The sequence below is a fragment of the Bacillus sp. JZ105 genome, assembly GCF_053903125.1.
Map to the genome: position 1 here is coordinate 1,192,273 of NZ_CP096387.1, position 20,112 is coordinate 1,212,384.

The following is a 20,112-nucleotide window of genomic DNA, read 5'->3' on the forward strand; positions in this document are numbered from 1 at the left end:
TTTGACCTTTTTTGAACAAAACCATTGACGCTTTATTATTATGGTTATATAATAGAGACTGTCAGTAACAGAAAGCCCAGAACTGATACATAACCCGATTCCGTAGCTCAGCTGGGAGAGCGCTACCTTGACAGGGTAGAGGTCGCTGGTTCGAGCCCAGTCGGAATCATCGTTGAAACCCTTGCGGTAGAAAATCGTTGTTATAACGGTATTTCTGCCGCTTTTTTTATTTGCGCTGACTTACCGTCTGACTTACCCGTAATTTTTATACAGGGTAGTTCCCCGCGTTATCGACTCTCGTTCTGAAAAGAAAGGGGGTCGTTTTTTAATGGTTAATATTCGTAGCGGAAAGAAAGTTAAAAACAAACGCATGAGGGGCGCGCGTCATTCCGATGACTTATCCGTACTGTTCGAAACGTTTATGACGATAAAAGAAGCCGAGGGACGTGCGCCTAGTACTTTGCAGCAGTATCGCGATAATTTTAAGTCGTTAATAACGTTTTTAGACGAATTTGGAATACGGCATTCTAATAAAGAAATTGACCGCGATTTAATACGGCACTACATAAATTTTATGCGGCTGAATTGGCGGCAATTTAAAGGAAACGAATACTTATCGGATGAGAACAGAAAGGTCGGGCTTGCGGATAGTACAATCAATACTAGACTAAAGACGTTGCGAGTCATGTATAGTACGTTGGAAAACGAAGGAATCGTAATTGAAAACGTTATGAAAGGCATCAAAAACGTGAAAGAAATTGAAGAGCCTATTGTCATACTAGAATCGGTCGAACTCGGTAGATTACTAAAGGCGCCTGATCGCGAAAGTTACGCAGGTTTCCGAGATTATGTTTTAATGAATGTTTTGCTAGACGGGATGATGCGTATAGGTGAGGTAACTCATGTCAAAAAAAGTGACTTCGATTTTAAAACGAATGTTTTGGTGATCAGAGGAGCCATAGCAAAGAATAGAAAAGCGCGCTTTTTGCCGCTGCTGCCTTCTACGATGCGGTTAGTACGGGAACTTATCGAGGAGATTGAAGATTTCAACAGTGAGTACGTATTCCTCACAAACTATGGAGAGCGCTTAGGGCGCGATCATTTTAGAAAGAGACTCGTAGAATATGCAAAAGAAGCCCACATAGAGAAACGCATACATCCTCATCTTTTCAGACATACGGCGGCTACTAGATTCCTAGAGAATGGCGGGGATAGTCGGATGCTACAAAAACTTCTTGGACATTTAGATTTGCGGATGATTCAAAGATATACGCACGTATCCGATGATTCTATCAAAAAAGCACATGCGAAAAACACCGTCATGAACTCGGTCATAAAAGCGCAAGCGAAGCCAAGAAAAATACTTATATAAAAATACACAAAAAAAAGAACGCTCACCAACCGAATAAAATCCGGTAAGTGGAACGCCCTAACCCTGCTTCCATTATATCGGAAAAAAAGCGTACGAGTCAAACGCTTATTTAAGTGCGCTTTAATTTCGAAATGGTCTGCGTTCTCCTAAAGGGAGAGACGAAAATGTACACGAAAGAATCCGCAAAAATGGCACAGTTCCGTTCAATTGACGATCTGAACGGCGCCATCCGCACGCACATCTACCGTAATAAATCCAATCTATCACCGTCAGCCATAGACGTCTTAAAGGTGCTATCGCGTCACGCAGTCAAAACGCCAGGCGTTGCGTGGCTGAAGATTGATTCCATAGCGACACTTATCGGAAAGCACCGTACTACAATTATCCGCGCGATCAAGCGCCTAGAAACTCTCGGCATTATTCGTAAAGAATTAAAATACCGCCCAGTTAGCGGAGGTAACGGCGCAAATATGTACGTCATCCTAACGCCTGCGCCTTCTAGTGCTACTGCGCAAATGCAACTCCGCCAAGAGGCGGACAAGCCTACGGAGTCTAAGGCGGATCGTCCAAAATCCGAAGACGAAGCCGTTATTCTTAAAAGCAAAAATAAATTACTTAGTAATACGTATGCTGCGTTCAGAAATGTCATTGATTGTTTTGTAACCGATCGTCGTCTAACAAGCCGTCTATATGGCGTGTACTTGGCGCAGACGTCCGCCCTTAAATCCGCATACGATAAGTCTTTGCTAGATGAAATCGGCTTGAATGCGCTTCGTATCGCTTTTATTGGCGTTAAACGGAAGCATATACGAAATATTGTCGGTTATTATAGTGGGATATTAACGAATCTGTTCGATAATCTTTACCGCATGGAAATCGAAAGGGGCGCATGAGAATGGCGAATACAGTTGACGCAATCAAAAATAAACGAGATATAGAACGAATGAAGAAGGCACTTCACGGCCGCGATCTAGTTATGTTCGTACTTGGCGTATCGCTAGGCCTCCGTATATCTGACTTGCTAACGATAAGAGTCGGTGATCTTCGAGGACAGTCGCATTTAGCTATCAAGGAAGGTAAGACGGGTAAGACTCGCGATATTAAGTTGTCAACTACGGTCGTTAAGCTGGCGCAGAAGTTAGACGGAGACGATGATTCGTATGTATTTCAGTCGCGCAAAGGTATTAATAAACCGATTAGTCGCGTTCAGGCATACCGTGTCTTAAATGCGGCAGCCGTAAGAGCCGGAATAAATATCGATATAGGTACGCACACACTACGTAAAACATTCGGGTATCAGCTTTATTCGAAAGGTATAAACATTACGCGGATTATGAAAGTATTCGGCCATAGTTCGGAGGCTCAAACGTTGAAGTATATCGGCATAACTGCGGATGAGATTGACGCAGCATACGAGGCTATCGAGATATAAAACACCAAGCAAGCGCCTCCCGCGGACAAGGCCGCCTAAAACTCAGGGGGTTGCGCCATGTTACTGTATTACGGATTTTAGGGGCTGCGCATAATGGTCGGCACACTGTGACATAAAGAGGCGTCAAGCCGCGTCCTATCAACGTTTATGTGACGATAGGTTACGGGCATAGGACGCCTTACCGGTGTGTGTACGTATCGATGTGTAACATACGAAGATGAACCGTTTATGCATGATCTTATACAGTCGGGCCGGCATAGGGCATCGGGGAGCATACCGGCGTGGCGCGGTTTATACGTTGCATAAAAACAATAGTAGTCATTGCGAAGATAAGAACGTGACAAACGATGTCATATCAATGCTTTTGTACGCTCGCGAATGTAACAAAAGGTGATTCTGTTACGTTCATTATTCGTTTTTATGTATATTTTATTCATTTTCTCGATGGAACGAAGGAAAGAGCCGTCCGCCCCCAAGCGCCCCGTCCAAAATCGCCGGATCTAGTGAACAAAACTTACGCACAATTTTTTAAACTCGGGGGGTTAATCGTATACCTATTGCGATTCGATCGGTCGTGGCTATCCGAAGATGTAGAGGATTAATACGCTAAATCAAATGGAGAGGAGTCGTACAAATGAGTCGCTATAAAATCGTCCCAACTGACGTAAGTTTCAAATTGTCGTATCGATTCGATTTTGATCGGCTGAAATATATCGTAGGTCGCGTAGCCTGTAAAACGGCTTCTGACGCTTTGTTTTTTATGGAATCTGCGTTTAATAACACGAGGGAGGCGCTAACGTGACGCTAGATACTGACGGCTGCATTCAAATCGCGGCCAATGCTTATCTTACGGAAGGTGCAAGCGAAAAGCTACGAGAATATCTAGGCGATAATCTGCCGCAGCTGTACGGAAAGTCTGAGCCGAAGTCTGAACCGGTCGAAACTTTATTAGGATGGACGATTCAATACGGATCATGGCGTCTTGTTGCGTGCGTACAGTACGTCTATCCAAAAGAGATTCCGCTATTCCCAGACGAAGACGGAAACATATTTTTTGTAATTTTAAACTTCAAACGCATTTGAAATCACTTAAAATACAGAATAAAATGGGAGGTAGGGTGGGGAGGATCAATAAGCTCCCCGATCCTTTAAACTATAAACATATCTCTAAAAAATCTTCACATAGAGGTGTTTTTATGCAAAAACCATACTTTTTTTTAATTTCAATTTTAGAATTGGGGTTAGAAATATTATGTTTACTTATTTGCTGTTTAACTAATTCAAGGACAGGGTGAGCTTCAATGTAATCATAAACTCCCTCAGTAGTGATGTATTGCAAATAATTAAATTCAACTAAACCTAATCTTTGTAAATTAGAGATTGAAGAAACATGGCTTTTATAATTGGATTTATCCGGTAAATCCAATATGTGTTGCTGAATCATAAAATATAGGTCGCTTGAGTCGACACCTTCGAGGCTTATAATAGGAGTGTAATCCTTTTGCTGTAAAAATGTTAAGATTTCTGCATCCAACGGTGATAATTGTTTGATTATCTCTACAAATGACGGATGAGTTTTTGAGTATTTTCTTTGATCTACACTTGAGGAAATTAGATTTGCGAACATTTCCCTTAGAAGCTCTGAATCAATATAGTACTTTGATGCCTCCAAAGCAGGACCTACTATATTTAATTGCGGTTCTCTGAGAAACTCCTCAGGGATATTCTGAGTTTTATTTTGGATTCTATCAACATAATCTTCTAAATTTAGATTGTGACGGTGTTCTTGCTTCTTAGCCCAAAGTGCTACGTGACTCCCGATACCTAATTGCCATATATCCTTTAATGTTTCACCAACTACCTGTGCTGGTTTACTAGCTGCTTCGTCAATAAATTTCGGTATTATACCCATTTTTTGCCTCCTTTTTTATTATTATAGGTTAAAAGTCTATTAAGAACAATACGGATTATTTGAAAGACTTTGTAATAAATTTTTAATTGATTAAAATCGTTCGACAAATTTTGCATTTACCTCAACATTATTATTCATGTCCGATAATAAAGTCGAGGAGTGAGTGGAGTTGGTTAAAAAAAAGAATCGTGCAAATAAAAAACAAAATGAAAAAATAAAGAAATTAGATAATGAAATTTATTCAAAGAAATTAATAGAGTTAGAAGAAGTGATCTACACTTATCCAGAAAAAAAGTTGCTACCATATTTTCTTGAAGAATTTAAACATGGTAAAAATAAGGAGTACTATAAGAAAAGCATAGCTACTCTTCATGATTTGGATATCGAATGTATAGAATTTGCAATATCTAGATTTTCTTATATTGATAATAATAAAGACCCGAATAGAAGATATTTACCCGTTATTATTCCTTTGTTTGGTACATTCCTTTCTTTGCAACTTGAAGTTATTCAAATTACATTGTTAGGTTTTATTATCGTAACCGGGTCAATTTTATGGTTATTAAAAATATTGGATCAAGACAGAAAAGACAGAAGTATTGCCAGTTCAATGTTAAAAACATTTGAGCAAGTCCACGCTAGGAAACAAAAAGAAAAAGAGTAAATTTCGTTCGAAAAATTCTGTAAATAGCTCCATGTATTAACATTCCGACGATATAAATACGGAGGTGGTGCGGATGAGCAAGCGCATAAACGTAAGGCCGCGTCTAAAGGAACTAATGAAGGCGGATGGCTGGACGCAAACAAGACTGTCCGAAGCGTCAGGCGTTCCGCAAGGTTCTATCTCGCGGTTCGATTCGAATGGGCGGCACGAAGATTGGCAGGTCGTTGCGTTAATGAAAGCAGGCGGATGGAAGTACGAAGACCTGTTCGAAATAGAGGACGACACAGACGAAAAGTAGGGACGTTCAGGGCGAGCGTCTCTTTTTCGTGTTCTGTTTTCGCCACACTGAACGTATTGATATGGGTATTTGTGTATAAAGATACGAAGGTTATTCGTAGGCAGTACGGGTTGGGAGGCGCTCATTCTCAATTACGTCGATTTAACTGATAATCAATACGACTTCATTCGTACAAAATCGCCAAAAGTACGACTTTATTCGTACAAGCGAAAACGGGGTTGACGCTTAGAGCCACGTGGGATACAGCGTTTTGAGGACGGAAATTACTTCTTATCTTCTAAATCTAAAACCTAGTGATCCTCCGCTACGCTACGTCTCACATATACGCAACATGTATAATGAGTGTATATTTGCGGGCGAGGCGGAGCCGAGGGCGCTGTACTTAAATACATACGGAAAGGATAGTCACGGTTACAATATTTCAAACAGTTCGTAAATTTATTTTGTTTTCTATCATCAAAGCTTATTCTTAAGAGTATTTTTCCTATTTTTCTTCTAAAGTAATAATTTTGTTTATATCTTCTATACCAAACGTATTCGCGATTTTTTCAATATGGCCAAAATTAATATTTTGCCTTTTTCCATTCATTAGTTCGCTTAACGCTGCGTGTCTAATTCCACATTTATCTGCAAATGCTCTAAGAGATAACTTTTCCTTTTCTAAAATCTCCTCAATTTTAACTTTAACGATTTTCATAATTAGTCTCCTTAAATAAAATAATCTCTTGACTGTACGTATAAGCGTACCATATAATTCAGGTATTAGTGGTACGCGTTAGCGTAACAAATGTAAAAAGGGGAGTTATCAATGCAGTTAAAATTTGAAGAAAATAAATATGAAAAGAAAATAATTGATTTTGTTATTCATCCTGATGAGTATGATCCGGAAATATTTGTAGAAGCAGTTGAGATTGTAGATTTAGCAAATGGAATTGTTTTCAGTGCTGGGGGTGGCTTTATTGAATTAATTAAACCCTATGTTCGTGAAGATGGAGCTATTGAAATTGGTTCCAATAGTCATGAAATAGCTGGGATTAATGTTCCGGAGGATCTACCTATTGATATCGATAGAATCATGAAAATGACTGTTATTGAATTGTTGCAGGAAATTTTGAAAGTAAATATGGATAAGGAAAATAAGAGGTTGAAAAAATGAAAAAAATTTTTCATGTAACTAATAAAACAATCGCAGAGGCAGTACGAATTTTTGGACTATCGAAAGAGAACGCAGCTAACGAACTAATCGGACGCGCGCACCAAGCCGTCAAAGTATATACGTTTGATTCAACGAACCGATCTGAAGCAGTTTACGACCACTACCCGACTAATACGCGTCTTATCATCGCAACAAATGGTGCAATCATCGGCGTTTATGAGATCGGAAAACTACCTGGGAGCAACCGCAGTGCGTGCGAATTAGTTAGATCGACCATTCTTTGCGGACTGAAAGATGAATACGATCGTCTATACAGTCAGTGGGTGGACGTGGAAGTAACTTTCGCGCAAACGAGTCTCGAAATCGCTATGACTAAACGTGCGCAGATCGGTGAAAAAGATTCCGCGGTGTTGGTTGAATATGCGGAAAAGCTGTCCGAACTTTGCTTCGAGAATAGCAAGCGTCATAAAGAAAGAAGCAAGTTACATCGCGAACTGATTGAATTGGAACGCGCCTTCGTTCCGTATCTTTAAAGCAATGAAATTGCACGAAAATAGACGTTTTTGGGGCTGGCGGGACTTAATATACTCGGAAGGCCTGAACGGTTTAATTTCGTGTGATTTTGTTTATGATATCGCAAATTGCGATAAGATGGATCGACGTTTCAACCTTATTTGAAGCGCTAAGGATTCATGTGGTGAAGGGTATAGGTTCACGTATAGAAGGGGGTACTTCGCCGTGTGATGTTCGTGATACAAGGATTCAGTGTGGCGAAAACAGAACAAAACGGCCTTTCAGTGTGGCGAAAACAGAACACGCCAAAACCGCCTTGACGCTTAGAGCCACGTGGGATACAGCCGTTTTTAGGCGTTAACGTTGTCTTATTCTTAGGGAAAGACCTAGCGTCACTCCGTTCCGCAGATAACGCAATAGAATACACATAGAAGGACGGCGGCTTATTATTTGCGGGCGAGGCGGAGCCGAGGGCGCTGTACTTAATACATACGGAAGGGATAGCGTTAATACAGCGGAGATATAAACGATATGTAAACGCCTAAGCAACGTTAATTTACTTGTGAAACATACGCTTAGTTGGCTATACGTAGTAGAAGGACGTAAAGGAACGTAACATACTAACGGTAGGGTGTCGTATAAGTAGACGACAGGCAGCGAATTAATCGCATTCCTCGGTAAGTACGAGAAGGCGAAATTACTTACGAGATAAAAGACTAGCGCTCAGTTAAAACCCTTCGCGCAAATACCTAATTTAAAAGATACATCTATCGCGATAAGGGATATTTGCGAGAGTAAGCGTAAGCGAACGAATTGCTCTGGTTTATGTTAGTGTTACTTGTTGCGTCGGTAATGTAAATTTAGACTTCTGACCAAGATATACCAGCACTTTATAAAATGCCGTAAAACCGCGCAGCTCTAAGTGATCCTCCACTTTTGGAGGCGACCCGAAAAACCAAGTATTAGCTGGAAAAACGACCCGAAAAACCAAGTAATTCTAATCAACGAATTCATGATAGATAAATAAACGCCTACATTGCGTAGATATACTTGTGAAACATACGAATATGTGTCCTATATAATGAAGATGCTTGTATGACGATTGAATATGCTGTACTACGTTATAGGAAGGATAACCCGAAAATGGGTTCTTTTTTTATTTGCATAGAAGTTTATAAATAATAACAAAAAGAAATAGGGGAGGGCGATGCAATGTCACCGGAATTGTTACGTACATTCAGAGTCACAAGAAAGATGACTCAGGCTGAACTAGCCGACAAACTAGGTTGTTCTACTCAGATGATCGCCTTAATTGAGCGCCAAGAAAGAAGGTTCACCGAACGAATGGCGAATCGATTCAAGGTTGCGTTTAATTTAGACGAAAAGAAACTTCAAGAACTACGAAAATTAAGGGAGGCGATCGTATTTGACGAATAGAGTTGCAGAGCAGCGCCAATGGATGAGCCTACCGGCCGGCGTCAAAAAGGATATTTTCGGCATTAAAGAAGAAGCCACGATAAAAGACGGCCAAATCTTCAATAAACACGGCAAGGACGTCTCTCACCTAGTAGAAGTAGTTACGAAAACGTCCGGTAATCAGGTTCGTAACCTAAAAATCAAAGACGATCTGACTGCGCATGAATCTGAAAACGGTGGTTTTGTTACCGCTTTTTACAAAGACGCAGTTACTATGGAAGAAAGTTTCCCGAAGCTCAACAAATCCGACCTAGCACGCTTAATGCTAATCGGTACATACACCGGATGGGGAGACGGTCAGCTAAAATATGATAATGGTAAGCCGATTAATAAAAGCGGATTAAATAATCTAGTAGGAATGAGCGCCGGTAAATTCAGAGACTTCTATAAAAAGTTAGAGGAAGAGCGCATTATTCGTGAAGAAAATGACGTTATTTATATGAACCCTTGTGTTTTCTATCGCGGGGCGCATTCCGACGTCAGGCAACTTACGAAAGAAATGCAACATACAAGAATGTTCCGTGCTACAGTAAGAAATCTTTGCAAGGCGTACAGCGGGCGCTCAGTAAAACAACTAGCGATCATATATGCAGTTTTGCCATTTGTAAACTTCAAATTCAATATCGTTTCATTCAATCCAAGCGAATCAAATGAGGACTTAGTAAAACCTATTCCATTAGATAAGTTAGCTGCGCTTCTTGGATACAAAGATCAAGGTCAATTTAAAGCTACTTTGAACAAAATTAAATATGAAAGTAAACCAGTTTTTGGGTTCTTTGAAATTAGCGGAGACAGAAGGAAACGAAAAACCGTTGTTAATCCGCGTGTTATATATGCGGGGAAAGGGGATTCACTGGCCGCGATTAAAGCCTTATTCAATTAAATATATGACAGGCATCCAAGCATCGTCAAAGTGCAAAGATGTCTATTTGTCGTGCTTATTATTAATGTAAAAAATTTTTCAATAACGGAGGAGACAAATATGCTTGATAGAAGATCACTCTTTAAAATCCGCAAGCTCTATCGTTTAACACAGGAGGACGTCGCGAAAATTACCCGCACATCACTGGCCACAGTTTCGAGAATCGAGTCGGGTGAACAAGAGTTAAGCGAAGGTTTTTCGGAATGTATTTTAAACGATTTAAAACTGACAGAAACGACTATAAAGTCTTTACTGGAGTTTTATGACAGAACCGAAAGAAAAGAAGACGTTGCGGAAATCAAAACCGACGATTTAGCCATAAAAACTACGCAAAATTAGCCATCTAAACAATAGCGGCAATCAATAGGATTCAAGGGTACTCAAATTGCTAATTTCGTTTGATTTTTATAGGAGGCGATCATCGTAATAGTTTTCGTTAAAAGTGACGAGGTATTACTCGTAGATTCCGAGACCGGAGAAATTATGCTTCGAGAAACAGAAGGATCGAAAGACATGCGGATTTCCCGCGCTGTCATGACATGTCGTTATGCAGATGTAAGCGGAGAATTGATATATGCGAAGGGGTGATCGGATGTACTGCGTTTCAAAAGTAAACGAATTTTACGGCGATTATGGCGCCGCAGAGTCTTATTATGTTCGCGAAACTGCAAACGGCAGACTAACCGATCTTTTTAAAGACGGTGCTGCGCATATTAACCTAGACACTGCCCACGGTGCCTTCGCAGTTACAAATAAAAACGGCGAAATTTACGTTAGTTCCAGTAATTGTGAACGCGATCTTCTTGCGTTGCTTAAAAACGCGGTGTCTAGCGCCCATCTTTTAGGAGCTAATGAAGTGTACGTCTTGCCGGAAATGAAGAACGCTGAAGATATGATCGAAAAATTAACAACCGCAGAATAGCGGTAACAATAGGAGGAAAAACATATGGCAAAATTAGATAAAATGACTAAGGATCTTGAAGAACTGCAAGCATTGATGAACAAACCGAAAACTCTTAGTAACCAAGCAGCGGGCATGTTTCAGGAAGAAAGACGACGCATTTATGAAGATCCTTTTCTAAGCGAAGCTGGCAGAGGAGCAAAAATAGAAGAAACACAAAATCTTCTCGCGCGAGAACTTATGAAAGAATTCAGCCAAGTGAAAGCTAGCATAAAGGAAGTGCAAGATAGAATCGTGAGAGATGCCGAATCTATCATCGTTGGGACAATTGAACAACCTAGCGAACATGATAGTCTAATGTTTAAGCATAAATTTGAACAGATCAAAGCAGAAATAGGTTTATCACCAAACCAAACAGTAGCTTTAAGGAATTTTAAAGAATTTGTGGAAGCGGTTGATCATCCCAGCTTTGCGAGGGAAATCAGAAACGAATTTTCGTCACTGGCTAATTCTTTAGTGGGTTTAGGAGTAGGCAAGGAACAACTACACCACATTCTCAAAAATATTAATTCTAAAGCAATGACAGAAGAACAAAAGAGCGCCTTGGAGATTAAGGAAAGTGTAGAGTCAGCAAGACAGAGTGATCTTTTATTAAAAGGCGGAATGCATCATAGTACACTTTCGAACATAATTGGTCATCATGCTGCTGACTTCGTAAATAGTCCAGATGAATACTTGGCTAAACATACTGAATAGACTTCGCGGGCGCCTTTTAGGCGTCCTTTTTTATTTCTATAAAGAGAGGGTGCGAATTAAATGAGTGAATCAAAACTAATTGTCACTGACCAAGAAGCCGAAGCAACCGGCAGAGCGGTCGGTGTTTTTTTATGGGCTATGAATGAAGCGATTAAAGGAAATTTCGAACTCAATGGGGAGCAGGCTATCGCAATAAATGACGCTCTGGACGAGTTAGCGAAGTTCGATCAAAAGGGCCTCGAAATACTATTCGAAGGGGCAGCTAAAGCTAGAGGCGATGAATCATGAGTGCGGTTTCTGTAGGCGAAATCGTCGCACGTCTCGAACTTGATTCAGCGCAATTTAGCGCGGGCGTCTCGCAGGCGGAGAACCAAATGCGTCAGATGGGCAACTCGGCCAATTCGCTTAGTAAACAGATGGGCCTCGTACAAAAAGCAGCCCTAGCGGTAGGCGGCGCAGTAGTCGCGGGCATTGGCGTATCGGTTAAAACCGCGGCAGACTTCGAGGAAGCTATGTCGAAAGTTAAGTCGATTTCGGGCGCTACCGGACAGGATTTCCAGGACCTTCAGAATGTCGCGTTAAAGCTTGGTGAAACAACGAAATATACGGCGACTGAAGCGGCGCAAGGCCTCCAGTACTTAGCGATGGCAGGCTTCAGCGTAAAAGATCAGATTGGCTCGCTACCAGCCGTATTAAACATGGCGGCAGCGGCTTCGGTCGACATGGGGACATCGGCCGACATCGTATCGAATATCATGACAGGCTTCGGAATCGCGTCGGAAGATTCAACGTACGCGGTTGACGTATTAGTTAAGACGATGACGAGTGCAAACACGGATCTCTTACAGCTAGGTGACGCTATGAAATTCGTAGCACCAGTTGCGACGTCGCTCGGATTCACGTTCGAGGAAACAGCGGCAGCCGTTGCGAAAATGTCTGATGCCGGTATTCAAGGTTCGATGGCTGGTACGGCATTACGTGCGGGATTGCTACGTCTTGCCAATCCGGTAGGACGCGCAGCCAAAGCGATGCATGCATATGGGATCGAAGTAGAACAAGCTGACGGAAAAATGAAGCCATTGCCGGAGATCATCGGGCATCTTAACGATAAGCTCGGTCATTTAGGTAAGGCGCAAAAAACAGCGGCAGTTGCGTCATTGGTCGGAACGGAAGCGGCATCCGGTTTTGCGGCTTTATTAGCGACCGGGGAACAGAAACTTAATTCATACACGAAGTCGTTAGAAAAATCAGGCGGAACAGCAGACCGCGTGGCAAAGACACAGATGGATAACCTTAAAGGGTCATTCGAGGAATTTAAGTCTGCGCTCGAAGGCGTCGGTATCAAACTAGGTAACGAGTTCTTGCCGCATATACGATCAATCGTCGATCAGGGGACGAAGCTAGTCGGCTTATTTAGTCAGATTAATCCGGGAGTTGTAGCGACAGGCCTTGCAATGGCGGGCACTTCAGCAGCGATCGCACTAACGGCTGCATCAGCGGTCAAACTCGGCTTTGCATTGCGTGGGCTATTCGCAGCAATGGGTCCGGCAGGTTGGATCATAACGGGCCTTTCGGTACTTGGAGGCTTGTTAGTCGGCGTCAGCGCGGGCTATAAAGCGATGAATACCGTGAGTCTCGAAGCAGCAAACGCGAAGCAAAAGGAAGTCGACGGTATCAACAAAACGATCAAAGAGTACGACGGCTTGCAGGCGAAAATGAAGCTTACGAACGATGAGCTACTGCGTTATTTAGATAACAAGGATGCGCTGGCTAACGAGAAGGATTCGGCTGCGATTAAAAAGCTAAACGCAGAACAAGACGACCTCCGTAAAAATTCGGGGCTTACTAATAAGGAGTTCGACCGGTTCCTCGAATTGAACGATCAGATCATTAAGAAGTCACCGGAAACAGAAGCGGCTTTTTCGGCGCAAGGTAATGCAATCGCGAAGAACACCGAAGCGATGAAGGCTTTAAGTAAGGAGAAATACGAAGACCTACGCTTGGAGCTCGAAAATCAAAAGACGACCGCGGAACGGAATATGGAAGGTCAACTACAGAAAAGAACACAATTACAAAAGGAGATAACCGCTGAAACGAGCAAACGAGCAGAAAAAGAGCAGGCGGTCGCAAACCAATTAGCAACAGTAGAGAATATCGAAAGGAGGATCGCGGAAGCCAAGAAGACGGGAAATCAAGCAGAGGTACAAATGCAAGAGGTAACGTTAGCAAATGAAAAACGAGCACTCGAAAGTAAGCGGAACGAGCTTATAAAGAGCACAGAGATACTGCAAAAGAAACGTGCCAGCCTTGCGGAAACACAAAAGGAAATAGGCAAACTTGGTCAAGTAAATCAAAAACTGATTGAAATGGAACTTCGGCAAGTAGGTCTTACTGCGAAGAAGGGTCAAGGTGTCGCGGTAATCGATCGGGAAATTATGAAATTGAAAGATGCACGGGCTAACCTCGTAAATAACACCACTGAAGCGGACAAGAAGACGGCCGAGTACCGAGAATCACTCGCAGCCATCGAAAAAGAACTAACGCAGTTAGAGCAGACGAAGAACAAAGTAATCGATATTACCGGACAAGCGAAGATAATGAACAACGAACTCGGCAAAGACCTAAGTAAATATATCACGGTATTTACTAACGACGTCACACGTAAAACGGAACGAGCCGTCAGCCGTGGGCGAGGCAACGAAGGTACTTACCACGTCGGAGGCATCGTCGGTAAGCCGGCTGGCAAGCTACATTCAGGCGGAGTGGCATCGAAGTTCATTGATCGTCCAATGAGTCACGAAGTTGATATTCGCGCGCTACGAAACGAAATGGTCTTGACGGAAGCACAACAGGCAAACTTATTCCGGATGCTAGACGCTGGTCATACGGCCAATATCGGCAATGGGACCGCGTTTGCTTCTTCCGAAGTAACACGCCTTTTACAGTCGATGGATAACACGCTTAAAGCAAGAGGGAGCGGCACCGTGATTATGGATTCGGAAGTTGTCGGTCGTTTAGTAGAACCACATGTAAGTAGACGGCAAATGGACGAAATAGATCGAAGTAGCTACTAAAGATATCGACGGCCATTGCGACTAATATTGCGTGGCCGTTTACATATTTACGTTGATGCCGATATAAAAAACAGCGTATAATAAATTGATACATATAAGGGGGATAATTCCATGATCAAGGTGTTTCCGAAAGTCCTATTCGTTCTTGCGTGGGTATTGCTGGCGGTAGGTATATTAACGAATATAGAAAGTACAATGCATTATAATGCGACTCAGTTCGTAATGGAGGGCGAGACTGCGAAGCCGATCCGATTAATGGAAATCGTTAGAGACATAACTTCGCCTATATTTAATTCGGCGGTACTTATCGCGATTTCGTATATCCTTCAGTTAATGATAGATCGTAAGACAAGCGCGTAACTCAATACGCAGCCTCGTCCTTAAATGGGCGGGGCCCTTTTTGATGTAAATCAGCTACGGAGGAAAATATTTCTTGCAGTATAGAGGCGCTACGCTGTATAATACGAGTTAACAGAACGAGAGCGAATGATTTATACCGTATTATTAAGCGTTTGACTTACCGTCTGACTTACCGGAGACTTATCGTATACCTTGACAGGGTAGAGGTCGCTGGTTCGAGCCCAGTCGGAATCATATGAAAAGACGTTGATACAGAGCCATTCTTGAGATAATCGAGAGTGGCTTTTGTATTTCTAAAAACAAAAAGGTAACATTGCCATAATAAAAACCACACTATATTTTCAGTGTGGTCAATCTAAAATTCCATCAATTTGATCAGCTATTTGTTGACTTGTTGAAGGTAGTACAAGAGCATAAGTTTGAAGTGTTACTTTTATATTGCTATGCCCTAATCTCTCGCTAACTGATTTAACAGGTGTGACATTCAAAAGTAATATCGTTGCACATGTGTGTCTCAGATCATGAAATCTTATTTTGGTAATGCCAGTTGCAGGGATCATTATTCTGTTTCTTATGTTAGATGGATTCATTGGTGTTCCATGTAATGTGCAGAATACCAAATCCTGATCTTTGTATATGTCAGCGTACTTTACTTTTTCTTCTTCTTGTTTAGCTCTATGTTCTTTTAATACTTCAAGGGCTTTATTGCCTAAATCGATACTTCTATTACCCGCTTCGGCTTTAGCCCCAAGATACATCTCTCTAGCATCATGCGACATTTCTTGTTTGACTGATAAGCGTTTGTGTTTAAAGTCGATATCCTTCCAACGCAGCCCTAAAAGCTCTCCTTGTCTCATACCAGTGTGTAAAGCTATATAAAACAAACAGTATAGCCTATTATTTTTAACGCTATTCAGGAAAGTCTTGGCCTCATCATCAGTCCAAACACTTGTCTCACCTTTTTTGGGAGTGTGCCTTTTTCGCATGGGTTCTTTTTAATTAATTCATGATCAATCGTATAATTAAAACATCCACTAATAACATCAAAAGCTTTATCTATTGTTTCTGGTGCATAGCCTATTTTCCCCTTTTTGGTTTTTCTTGTAAGCATGTCACCTATAAAATTGTTAATATCCTCTGTGGTAATCTTTGATATTGCAACATCACCAAAAAAAGGAAACACGTATTTATCAAGTTAATTCTTTAGTTCTTAATAGTCTGTTTTGATAAGCCTATTTTTTTCTTATTGAACCACTTTTCAGCAAGCTCAGAAAAAGGGATCTTTGCTGGATCAATGTAAGTTCCTTCGTTAATTTCATTCTCTACTTTAGATTTAAATTCTTTTGCCTCTTTCTTTTTTTTGAAGCCTTTTTTCTTCTTCTGTTTGTGTTTGCCATTCACATAAATGTCGTACATGACATAATAATGCTCTTTTCCTTGCTTTTCATATGAATGAATAGAAGCCATATTATCTTCCTTTTGTATTCGTATCCTCATTCTTTTGCTTACATAAATATTACTTGCTCTTTTCAGGCTCCTCTTTCTCTTGTATTTTAAGAGCTGCGCTTTCTATTACGTTTTTTGCATCTAATAGTACCCCTGCTATTTTTTGATGTTCTTCAGATTTTTTGTTGAATATAGGGAAACTTACTTCAGCTGTCAATTCGGAAAGTTTTGAAACCAAATCGTCAGCTGCCTCTAAATCAGCAGCTATCAATATCTTTATGGTTGAGTTTATAGAATTTACTCTTCCTAAAATTTCAGCTCCTCTTTTCAAATCTTCGTCAGTGGCTTGTGGCCTCATACTATCCACCAATTCAAACAAGCTTTTATATAGATCATTGGATGCTGGATCGGTATTTAGTTCTTCGCTAAAGGATTCTCTGCGATGATGCAATGTTTCATTATTATAATGACTGGGTTCTCTGTAGAAATAAAAGTATACAATCTTATCAACCTCTTCTTGGGTTGTCCCAATTTTGTTTAACAGCCACCTTGCAGTGCTCTCATCAACGTTCTTAATTCGACCACTTTCTATTTGGCTTATATAAGCATCTCCCTTACCTAATTCTCTGGATAGATCTCTAGCGTTGACTCCCATTTCCTTTCGATATGATTTAAAAAATACTCTGAAATATGGAGAGTTTCTTAATAAAGATTCAATCGTTGTCATTTTTAACACCTCTGTTTTTGAGTATATCATAAAAACAATAACTTATTAATTATACGAAAATTATCATGTTTTCATCACTTTGATGATAATGATATTATTGTTATTATATTTATGATAAATATGTTTTGTTATCATATTTATCATGTTACTATAAGATTACACCCAGAGGATACGAGGGGAGTTCAAAAAGAAAAGGAGGGAATTTATTGACGGCAATTCTTGAGAAACCGGTACTTGAAGTGAAAGACATCCAGAATTTTATGGGCATTGGTAAGAGACAGGCATACGATCTTGTTAAAAAAGGATTTTTCCCAGCACATAAGATTGGCACAGTATACCCTATTCCAGCAAAAGCATTTTTTAACTGGTTTAACGGAGCATCAGAATAAACAAATACATACATAAGCAACAACCTATAACATAATCGGAGTGATCCAAATGAACAGTTTCTACATATCTAATAGAAAAATAGACTGGCACTACTCCAACTCGACTTAGAACAATAAAGCCACATACGATCCTTGAAAATTAAATAAACTTTTTTACATAACTGTCTTACGAGTGTCTTACGAAAGCCAACTATAACAAAACGTTTACTTTTGCGGACAATATAGTTGGAAGCAAAAAATCTAAACAAATTGGAGGAATTTTATTGGAAAATAAATTAACGGTAATTGAACAGAATGGACAGCTTTTGGTAGATAGCAGAGAAGTGGCTGAGATGACTGGAAAGAGACATGATCATCTAGTGAGGGATATTAATAGGTATATCAATATTTTAAGTCAAAACCCAAATTTGGGGGCTGACCAATTCTTCATTGAAAGTTCTTATGAATCAGGAACAGGAAAACCTTATAAATGTTTCTTCCTTACTCGTAAAGGCTGCGAGATGGTTGCTAACAAAATGACTGGAACAAAAGGTGTATTGTTCACAGCTCAATATGCTTCAAGATTTGAAGAAATGGAGAAGGCGTTAAAAGCTAGACCTTCATTAATTGACACTTATCTTGGACTGGATGAGGAAGAACGAGCAATTGCTTACTTCACTGAAAGAAAGGCGAAGCGTGAATTACAAGCGCAGTTGTCATTGGCAGAGCCTAAGGTAGAGAAATACAATCAATTCTTAGATGCAGACGGGTTAATGAAAATTGGACAACTAGCTAAAGTACTTTGTATTAAAGGAATGGGGCAGAATAACCTTTTCAAATATTTAAGAGAAAACAATATTTTAATGAGTGGGACAAACAAAAACGTTCCTTATCAGAAATATGTAGACCGAGGATTCTTTCAGGTGAAAACACAGGAAACCAATATCGGAATTAAAACAATCACACTTGTTACACCGAAAGGCGCAGACTTCATTGCTGATCTATTAGCAAATAGAGAAGCTGTATAAGAGAGGGGGGGGACTTCCCCCTTATACAATTAAAAGGGGTTAACGAATGTCAGCTTTACTTGAACATCCAGAATCCGTTCAATCGAGTGTGAGAGACAGACAGGAGCAGGCAAATCTTATTATGAGATCAGAGTTTGTTTTTAAGAATCCTGATGCTTACGTTCAATTTCTTAAAAATTACAGAAACACACCAGAACTAAATTTTTTAGCTCAACAAGAAATCGACACCGAAATAAAAATGTTTGATCCAGACTATTCTAATTAAATAAATTCGGGGGTTTACTATGAAAACAGTTGTTTCTGAGGGTTTTGATTCAATCAAAAAGTTAATAGAAGAAAGTTAGCAAAAGGAAGCGCCCAGTACGATCAAGAAGGTATCTGAAAGGCTGGACATTGATGCAAATTGGGCAAGAGATATATTAGAGTATGCGGACGTGAATCAGTATCACAGGCTTACAGATGCCCTTATATCGCTCCTGTCGAAATCATCGAATTGTATTAATAAAGAATGTGCTCAAGTCTATTCTATACATAGAGAATTAACAAATGGAGAGTTAAAATGCAATTAAGAAGACAGTGAAGTTAGACATTATCTCAATGGAAATGAAAGTCTTCTCCAGGTTGATGCTTCTTTACACGTACTTAAATCTTGGTCGTTTTGATCTTTTGGATGAGATTATCGGTGAGATAGACTTGGATGCACTTAAAGCAGACACCTACTTCAGAGATTCTTATAGATGTCGTATGTTAATTCTGTTAGCTAACAACGCCCTCAATAGAAACAACACAAAGAAATGCCGAATGTATGCTGGTTATGCTCTTGCAGAAACAAAGATTAGGAGATTTGTTCTTTACGCATATTTGAACATTGGTAATAGCTATATCTTCGAAGATTATGACATAGCGAAGGAAAACTTACTTAAGGGGTTAGAAAGAAGCAACAAGGGAGATATTTTTTATGATGACATTATCAGCAGCCTTTGCTTTGTAGAAAATGTTTGGGGAAAAGATAATAACTGGGTCATTAAAAATGCAGACAACATATTAGATATCCAAGAAGAGGCTTTTAGCTTAATCAATAAAAGAGAAATGATTAGAGCACAGCAAATACTTTTAGAACTAGAGGGAATGGATCAACATGATTCGTATCTAGGTTATCATTTTTATCTCAAAGCTCTAGCATTCAATGAAAAGGGTTACTTTGCATGAATTAGAACACCAAGGGGAGAGAATTTTAGAGTTATTAGCTATTTAAATGAAATATAACTTGAAGGGAGGTGAATATATGAAGAAAAAAGTATTATTTGGAATTGTTATTGCAGCAACACTGGTCGTATCTTTTGTAGGTGGACAGCAATCGGTTCAAACTGCAGCTGATTATCATACTGCCGGAATGGGGCGTGGAGCATAAATCGATACATATTGGAAGGGTAGGGAGTTGGATCCCTGCCTTTTTGATATATTAGCGCACGTGCGCTAATTTGATCTTAAACAAAAGGAGAATCAAATGAAACTAAACGACAATGAAAAATCTGTTGAATCAGACAAAAAGAAACGTATTAGGGAAGCTTCAAAATACATTGATAGGCAATATGATAAGTGTCCTCGTATGTTATCTGATCAAGGTGAAGGTGCATCATCGAAGGATTTTAGATAATGATTACATTGAGACATTAATTGATATGGAAATGTTATACTGTAATTACC

At 40.2% G+C, this 20,112-nt stretch carries 27 protein-coding genes and 1 tRNA gene; 23 read left to right on the forward strand and 5 right to left on the reverse strand.

From position 1 onward, the window contains the following. The first annotated feature begins 96 nt into the window (after positions 1-96). The 5 genes from M1D81_RS05955 to M1D81_RS05975 all read left to right on the forward strand — a co-directional run bounded on the left by M1D81_RS05955 (position 97) and on the right by M1D81_RS05975 (position 3,887). Positions 97-169 (forward strand) — tRNA-Val (locus M1D81_RS05955). Between the two features lie 159 nt (positions 170-328). Further along, the gene (locus M1D81_RS05960) at positions 329-1,372 is read left to right on the forward strand and encodes a tyrosine-type recombinase/integrase (protein WP_456265333.1); all 1,044 of its coding nucleotides are present in this window, start codon (positions 329-331) and stop codon (positions 1,370-1,372) included. Positions 1,373-1,536: 164 nt separating this feature from the next. Beyond that, positions 1,537-2,265: a helix-turn-helix domain-containing protein gene (locus M1D81_RS05965; protein ID WP_456265332.1), complete on the forward strand. Its 729-nt coding sequence runs from the start codon at positions 1,537-1,539 to the stop codon at positions 2,263-2,265. A 2-nt stretch (positions 2,266-2,267) separates the two neighbouring features. Further along, entirely contained in the window at positions 2,268-2,804 is a 537-nt protein-coding gene (locus tag M1D81_RS05970; protein WP_456265331.1) for a site-specific integrase, read from the forward strand. 798 nt (positions 2,805-3,602) lie between these two features. Further along, positions 3,603-3,887: a hypothetical protein gene (locus M1D81_RS05975; RefSeq protein ID WP_456265330.1), complete on the forward strand. Its 285-nt coding sequence runs from the start codon at positions 3,603-3,605 to the stop codon at positions 3,885-3,887. Between the two features lie 70 nt (positions 3,888-3,957). Here the strand turns inward: M1D81_RS05975 and M1D81_RS05980 are convergent, their stop codons facing one another. Further along, positions 3,958-4,716, reverse strand: a complete 759-nt coding sequence (locus M1D81_RS05980) for a DUF4393 domain-containing protein (protein ID WP_456265329.1) — start codon at positions 4,714-4,716, stop codon at positions 3,958-3,960. 169 nt (positions 4,717-4,885) lie between these two features. Between M1D81_RS05980 and M1D81_RS05985 the strand changes: the two genes are divergently transcribed. Both M1D81_RS05985 and M1D81_RS05990 read left to right on the forward strand, forming a co-directional pair. Beyond that, positions 4,886-5,380, forward strand: coding sequence for a hypothetical protein (locus M1D81_RS05985; RefSeq protein WP_456265328.1), 495 nt, complete (start codon positions 4,886-4,888; stop codon positions 5,378-5,380). Positions 5,381-5,453: 73 nt separating this feature from the next. Beyond that, positions 5,454-5,678 carry a helix-turn-helix domain-containing protein gene (locus tag M1D81_RS05990; RefSeq protein WP_456265327.1) on the forward strand — a complete coding sequence of 75 codons (225 nt, stop codon included), beginning with the start codon at positions 5,454-5,456 and terminating at the stop codon, positions 5,676-5,678. A 484-nt stretch (positions 5,679-6,162) separates the two neighbouring features. Here M1D81_RS05990 and M1D81_RS05995 read toward each other — a convergent pair whose 3' ends face one another. Then, on the reverse strand, positions 6,163-6,375 hold the full coding sequence (locus tag M1D81_RS05995) for a helix-turn-helix domain-containing protein (protein ID WP_180275517.1): 213 nt from the start codon (positions 6,373-6,375) through the stop codon (positions 6,163-6,165). A gap of 111 nt (positions 6,376-6,486) precedes the next feature. Here M1D81_RS05995 and M1D81_RS06000 point away from each other — a divergent pair, with 111 nt between their 5' ends. The 9 genes from M1D81_RS06000 (at position 6,487) to M1D81_RS06040 (ending at position 14,476) form a co-directional block, all read left to right on the forward strand. Continuing rightward, entirely contained in the window at positions 6,487-6,834 is a 348-nt protein-coding gene (locus M1D81_RS06000; protein ID WP_456265326.1) for a hypothetical protein, read from the forward strand. After that, complete coding sequence (locus tag M1D81_RS06005; protein WP_456265325.1) at positions 6,831-7,367, forward strand: hypothetical protein; 537 nt, start codon at positions 6,831-6,833, stop codon at positions 7,365-7,367. The genes M1D81_RS06000 and M1D81_RS06005 overlap by 4 nt, the downstream gene beginning before the upstream one ends. Before the next feature lie 1,192 nt (positions 7,368-8,559). Further along, complete coding sequence (locus M1D81_RS06010; RefSeq protein WP_456265324.1) at positions 8,560-8,784, forward strand: helix-turn-helix transcriptional regulator; 225 nt, start codon at positions 8,560-8,562, stop codon at positions 8,782-8,784. Next, entirely contained in the window at positions 8,774-9,706 is a 933-nt protein-coding gene (locus tag M1D81_RS06015; RefSeq protein ID WP_456265323.1) for a hypothetical protein, read from the forward strand. Before M1D81_RS06010 ends, M1D81_RS06015 begins: the two co-directional genes overlap by 11 nt. Positions 9,707-9,805: 99 nt before the next feature. Beyond that, the gene (locus tag M1D81_RS06020; RefSeq protein WP_456265322.1) at positions 9,806-10,084 is read left to right on the forward strand and encodes a helix-turn-helix domain-containing protein; all 279 of its coding nucleotides are present in this window, start codon (positions 9,806-9,808) and stop codon (positions 10,082-10,084) included. Positions 10,085-10,337: 253 nt separating this feature from the next. Then, complete coding sequence (locus M1D81_RS06025; RefSeq protein ID WP_456265321.1) at positions 10,338-10,667, forward strand: hypothetical protein; 330 nt, start codon at positions 10,338-10,340, stop codon at positions 10,665-10,667. Positions 10,668-10,691: 24 nt separating this feature from the next. After that, entirely contained in the window at positions 10,692-11,402 is a 711-nt protein-coding gene (locus M1D81_RS06030; RefSeq protein ID WP_456265320.1) for a hypothetical protein, read from the forward strand. A gap of 60 nt (positions 11,403-11,462) precedes the next feature. Next, positions 11,463-11,690: a hypothetical protein gene (locus M1D81_RS06035; RefSeq protein ID WP_456265319.1), complete on the forward strand. Its 228-nt coding sequence runs from the start codon at positions 11,463-11,465 to the stop codon at positions 11,688-11,690. Further along, positions 11,687-14,476: a phage tail tape measure protein gene (locus tag M1D81_RS06040; protein WP_456265318.1), complete on the forward strand. Its 2,790-nt coding sequence runs from the start codon at positions 11,687-11,689 to the stop codon at positions 14,474-14,476. Before M1D81_RS06035 ends, M1D81_RS06040 begins: the two co-directional genes overlap by 4 nt. A gap of 710 nt (positions 14,477-15,186) precedes the next feature. Here the strand turns inward: M1D81_RS06040 and M1D81_RS06045 are convergent. The 3 genes from M1D81_RS06045 to M1D81_RS06055 all read right to left on the reverse strand — a co-directional run bounded on the left by M1D81_RS06045 (position 15,187) and on the right by M1D81_RS06055 (position 17,009). Beyond that, a complete protein-coding gene (locus M1D81_RS06045; protein WP_456270893.1) occupies positions 15,187-15,822 on the reverse strand; it encodes a tyrosine-type recombinase/integrase in 636 nt (211 codons plus the stop codon). Positions 15,823-16,039: 217 nt separating this feature from the next. Next, on the reverse strand, positions 16,040-16,303 hold the full coding sequence (locus tag M1D81_RS06050) for an Arm DNA-binding domain-containing protein (protein ID WP_456265316.1): 264 nt from the start codon (positions 16,301-16,303) through the stop codon (positions 16,040-16,042). A gap of 49 nt (positions 16,304-16,352) precedes the next feature. Further along, on the reverse strand, positions 16,353-17,009 hold the full coding sequence (locus M1D81_RS06055; protein WP_456265315.1) for a helix-turn-helix domain-containing protein: 657 nt from the start codon (positions 17,007-17,009) through the stop codon (positions 16,353-16,355). Positions 17,010-17,215: 206 nt separating this feature from the next. On the opposite strand from M1D81_RS06055, the gene M1D81_RS06060 reads away from it, so the two are divergent. The 7 genes from M1D81_RS06060 to M1D81_RS06090 all read left to right on the forward strand — a co-directional run bounded on the left by M1D81_RS06060 (position 17,216) and on the right by M1D81_RS06090 (position 20,062). Then, positions 17,216-17,398 carry a helix-turn-helix domain-containing protein gene (locus tag M1D81_RS06060; RefSeq protein ID WP_456265314.1) on the forward strand — a complete coding sequence of 61 codons (183 nt, stop codon included), beginning with the start codon at positions 17,216-17,218 and terminating at the stop codon, positions 17,396-17,398. Between the two features lie 263 nt (positions 17,399-17,661). Continuing rightward, the gene (locus M1D81_RS06065; RefSeq protein WP_456265313.1) at positions 17,662-18,405 is read left to right on the forward strand and encodes a phage antirepressor KilAC domain-containing protein; all 744 of its coding nucleotides are present in this window, start codon (positions 17,662-17,664) and stop codon (positions 18,403-18,405) included. Positions 18,406-18,451: 46 nt separating this feature from the next. Further along, entirely contained in the window at positions 18,452-18,670 is a 219-nt protein-coding gene (locus tag M1D81_RS06070; RefSeq protein ID WP_456265312.1) for a hypothetical protein, read from the forward strand. 100 nt (positions 18,671-18,770) lie between these two features. Next, entirely contained in the window at positions 18,771-18,974 is a 204-nt protein-coding gene (locus M1D81_RS06075) for a hypothetical protein (RefSeq protein ID WP_456267152.1), read from the forward strand. Beyond that, positions 18,970-19,614, forward strand: a complete 645-nt coding sequence (locus M1D81_RS06080) for an AimR family lysis-lysogeny pheromone receptor (RefSeq protein ID WP_456270900.1) — start codon at positions 18,970-18,972, stop codon at positions 19,612-19,614. The genes M1D81_RS06075 and M1D81_RS06080 overlap by 5 nt, the downstream gene beginning before the upstream one ends. 76 nt (positions 19,615-19,690) lie before the next feature. Beyond that, positions 19,691-19,816, forward strand: coding sequence for a lysogeny pheromone AimP family peptide (locus M1D81_RS06085; RefSeq protein WP_456265310.1), 126 nt, complete (start codon positions 19,691-19,693; stop codon positions 19,814-19,816). 96 nt (positions 19,817-19,912) lie between these two features. Beyond that, a complete protein-coding gene (locus tag M1D81_RS06090; RefSeq protein ID WP_456265308.1) occupies positions 19,913-20,062 on the forward strand; it encodes a hypothetical protein in 150 nt (49 codons plus the stop codon). The last annotated feature ends 50 nt before the right edge of the window (positions 20,063-20,112 follow it).

Coding starts and splice junctions, on each gene's coding strand:
- M1D81_RS05960 (WP_456265333.1), top strand. CDS start 329: ATGGTTAATATTCGTAGCGGAAAGAAAGTTAAAAACAAACGCATGAGG.
- M1D81_RS05965 (WP_456265332.1), top strand. CDS start 1,537: ATGTACACGAAAGAATCCGCAAAAATGGCACAGTTCCGTTCAATTGAC.
- M1D81_RS05970 (WP_456265331.1), top strand. CDS start 2,268: ATGGCGAATACAGTTGACGCAATCAAAAATAAACGAGATATAGAACGA.
- M1D81_RS05980 (WP_456265329.1), bottom strand. CDS start 4,716: ATGGGTATAATACCGAAATTTATTGACGAAGCAGCTAGTAAACCAGCA.
- M1D81_RS05990 (WP_456265327.1), top strand. CDS start 5,454: ATGAGCAAGCGCATAAACGTAAGGCCGCGTCTAAAGGAACTAATGAAG.
- M1D81_RS05995 (WP_180275517.1), bottom strand. CDS start 6,375: ATGAAAATCGTTAAAGTTAAAATTGAGGAGATTTTAGAAAAGGAAAAG.
- M1D81_RS06000 (WP_456265326.1), top strand. CDS start 6,487: ATGCAGTTAAAATTTGAAGAAAATAAATATGAAAAGAAAATAATTGAT.
- M1D81_RS06005 (WP_456265325.1), top strand. CDS start 6,831: ATGAAAAAAATTTTTCATGTAACTAATAAAACAATCGCAGAGGCAGTA.
- M1D81_RS06010 (WP_456265324.1), top strand. CDS start 8,560: ATGTCACCGGAATTGTTACGTACATTCAGAGTCACAAGAAAGATGACT.
- M1D81_RS06020 (WP_456265322.1), top strand. CDS start 9,806: ATGCTTGATAGAAGATCACTCTTTAAAATCCGCAAGCTCTATCGTTTA.
- M1D81_RS06025 (WP_456265321.1), top strand. CDS start 10,338: ATGTACTGCGTTTCAAAAGTAAACGAATTTTACGGCGATTATGGCGCC.
- M1D81_RS06030 (WP_456265320.1), top strand. CDS start 10,692: ATGGCAAAATTAGATAAAATGACTAAGGATCTTGAAGAACTGCAAGCA.
- M1D81_RS06035 (WP_456265319.1), top strand. CDS start 11,463: ATGAGTGAATCAAAACTAATTGTCACTGACCAAGAAGCCGAAGCAACC.
- M1D81_RS06040 (WP_456265318.1), top strand. CDS start 11,687: ATGAGTGCGGTTTCTGTAGGCGAAATCGTCGCACGTCTCGAACTTGAT.
- M1D81_RS06045 (WP_456270893.1), bottom strand. CDS start 15,822: ATGCGAAAAAGGCACACTCCCAAAAAAGGTGAGACAAGTGTTTGGACT.
- M1D81_RS06050 (WP_456265316.1), bottom strand. CDS start 16,303: ATGGCTTCTATTCATTCATATGAAAAGCAAGGAAAAGAGCATTATTAT.
- M1D81_RS06055 (WP_456265315.1), bottom strand. CDS start 17,009: ATGACAACGATTGAATCTTTATTAAGAAACTCTCCATATTTCAGAGTA.
- M1D81_RS06070 (WP_456265312.1), top strand. CDS start 18,452: ATGTCAGCTTTACTTGAACATCCAGAATCCGTTCAATCGAGTGTGAGA.
- M1D81_RS06085 (WP_456265310.1), top strand. CDS start 19,691: ATGAAGAAAAAAGTATTATTTGGAATTGTTATTGCAGCAACACTGGTC.
- M1D81_RS06090 (WP_456265308.1), top strand. CDS start 19,913: ATGAAACTAAACGACAATGAAAAATCTGTTGAATCAGACAAAAAGAAA.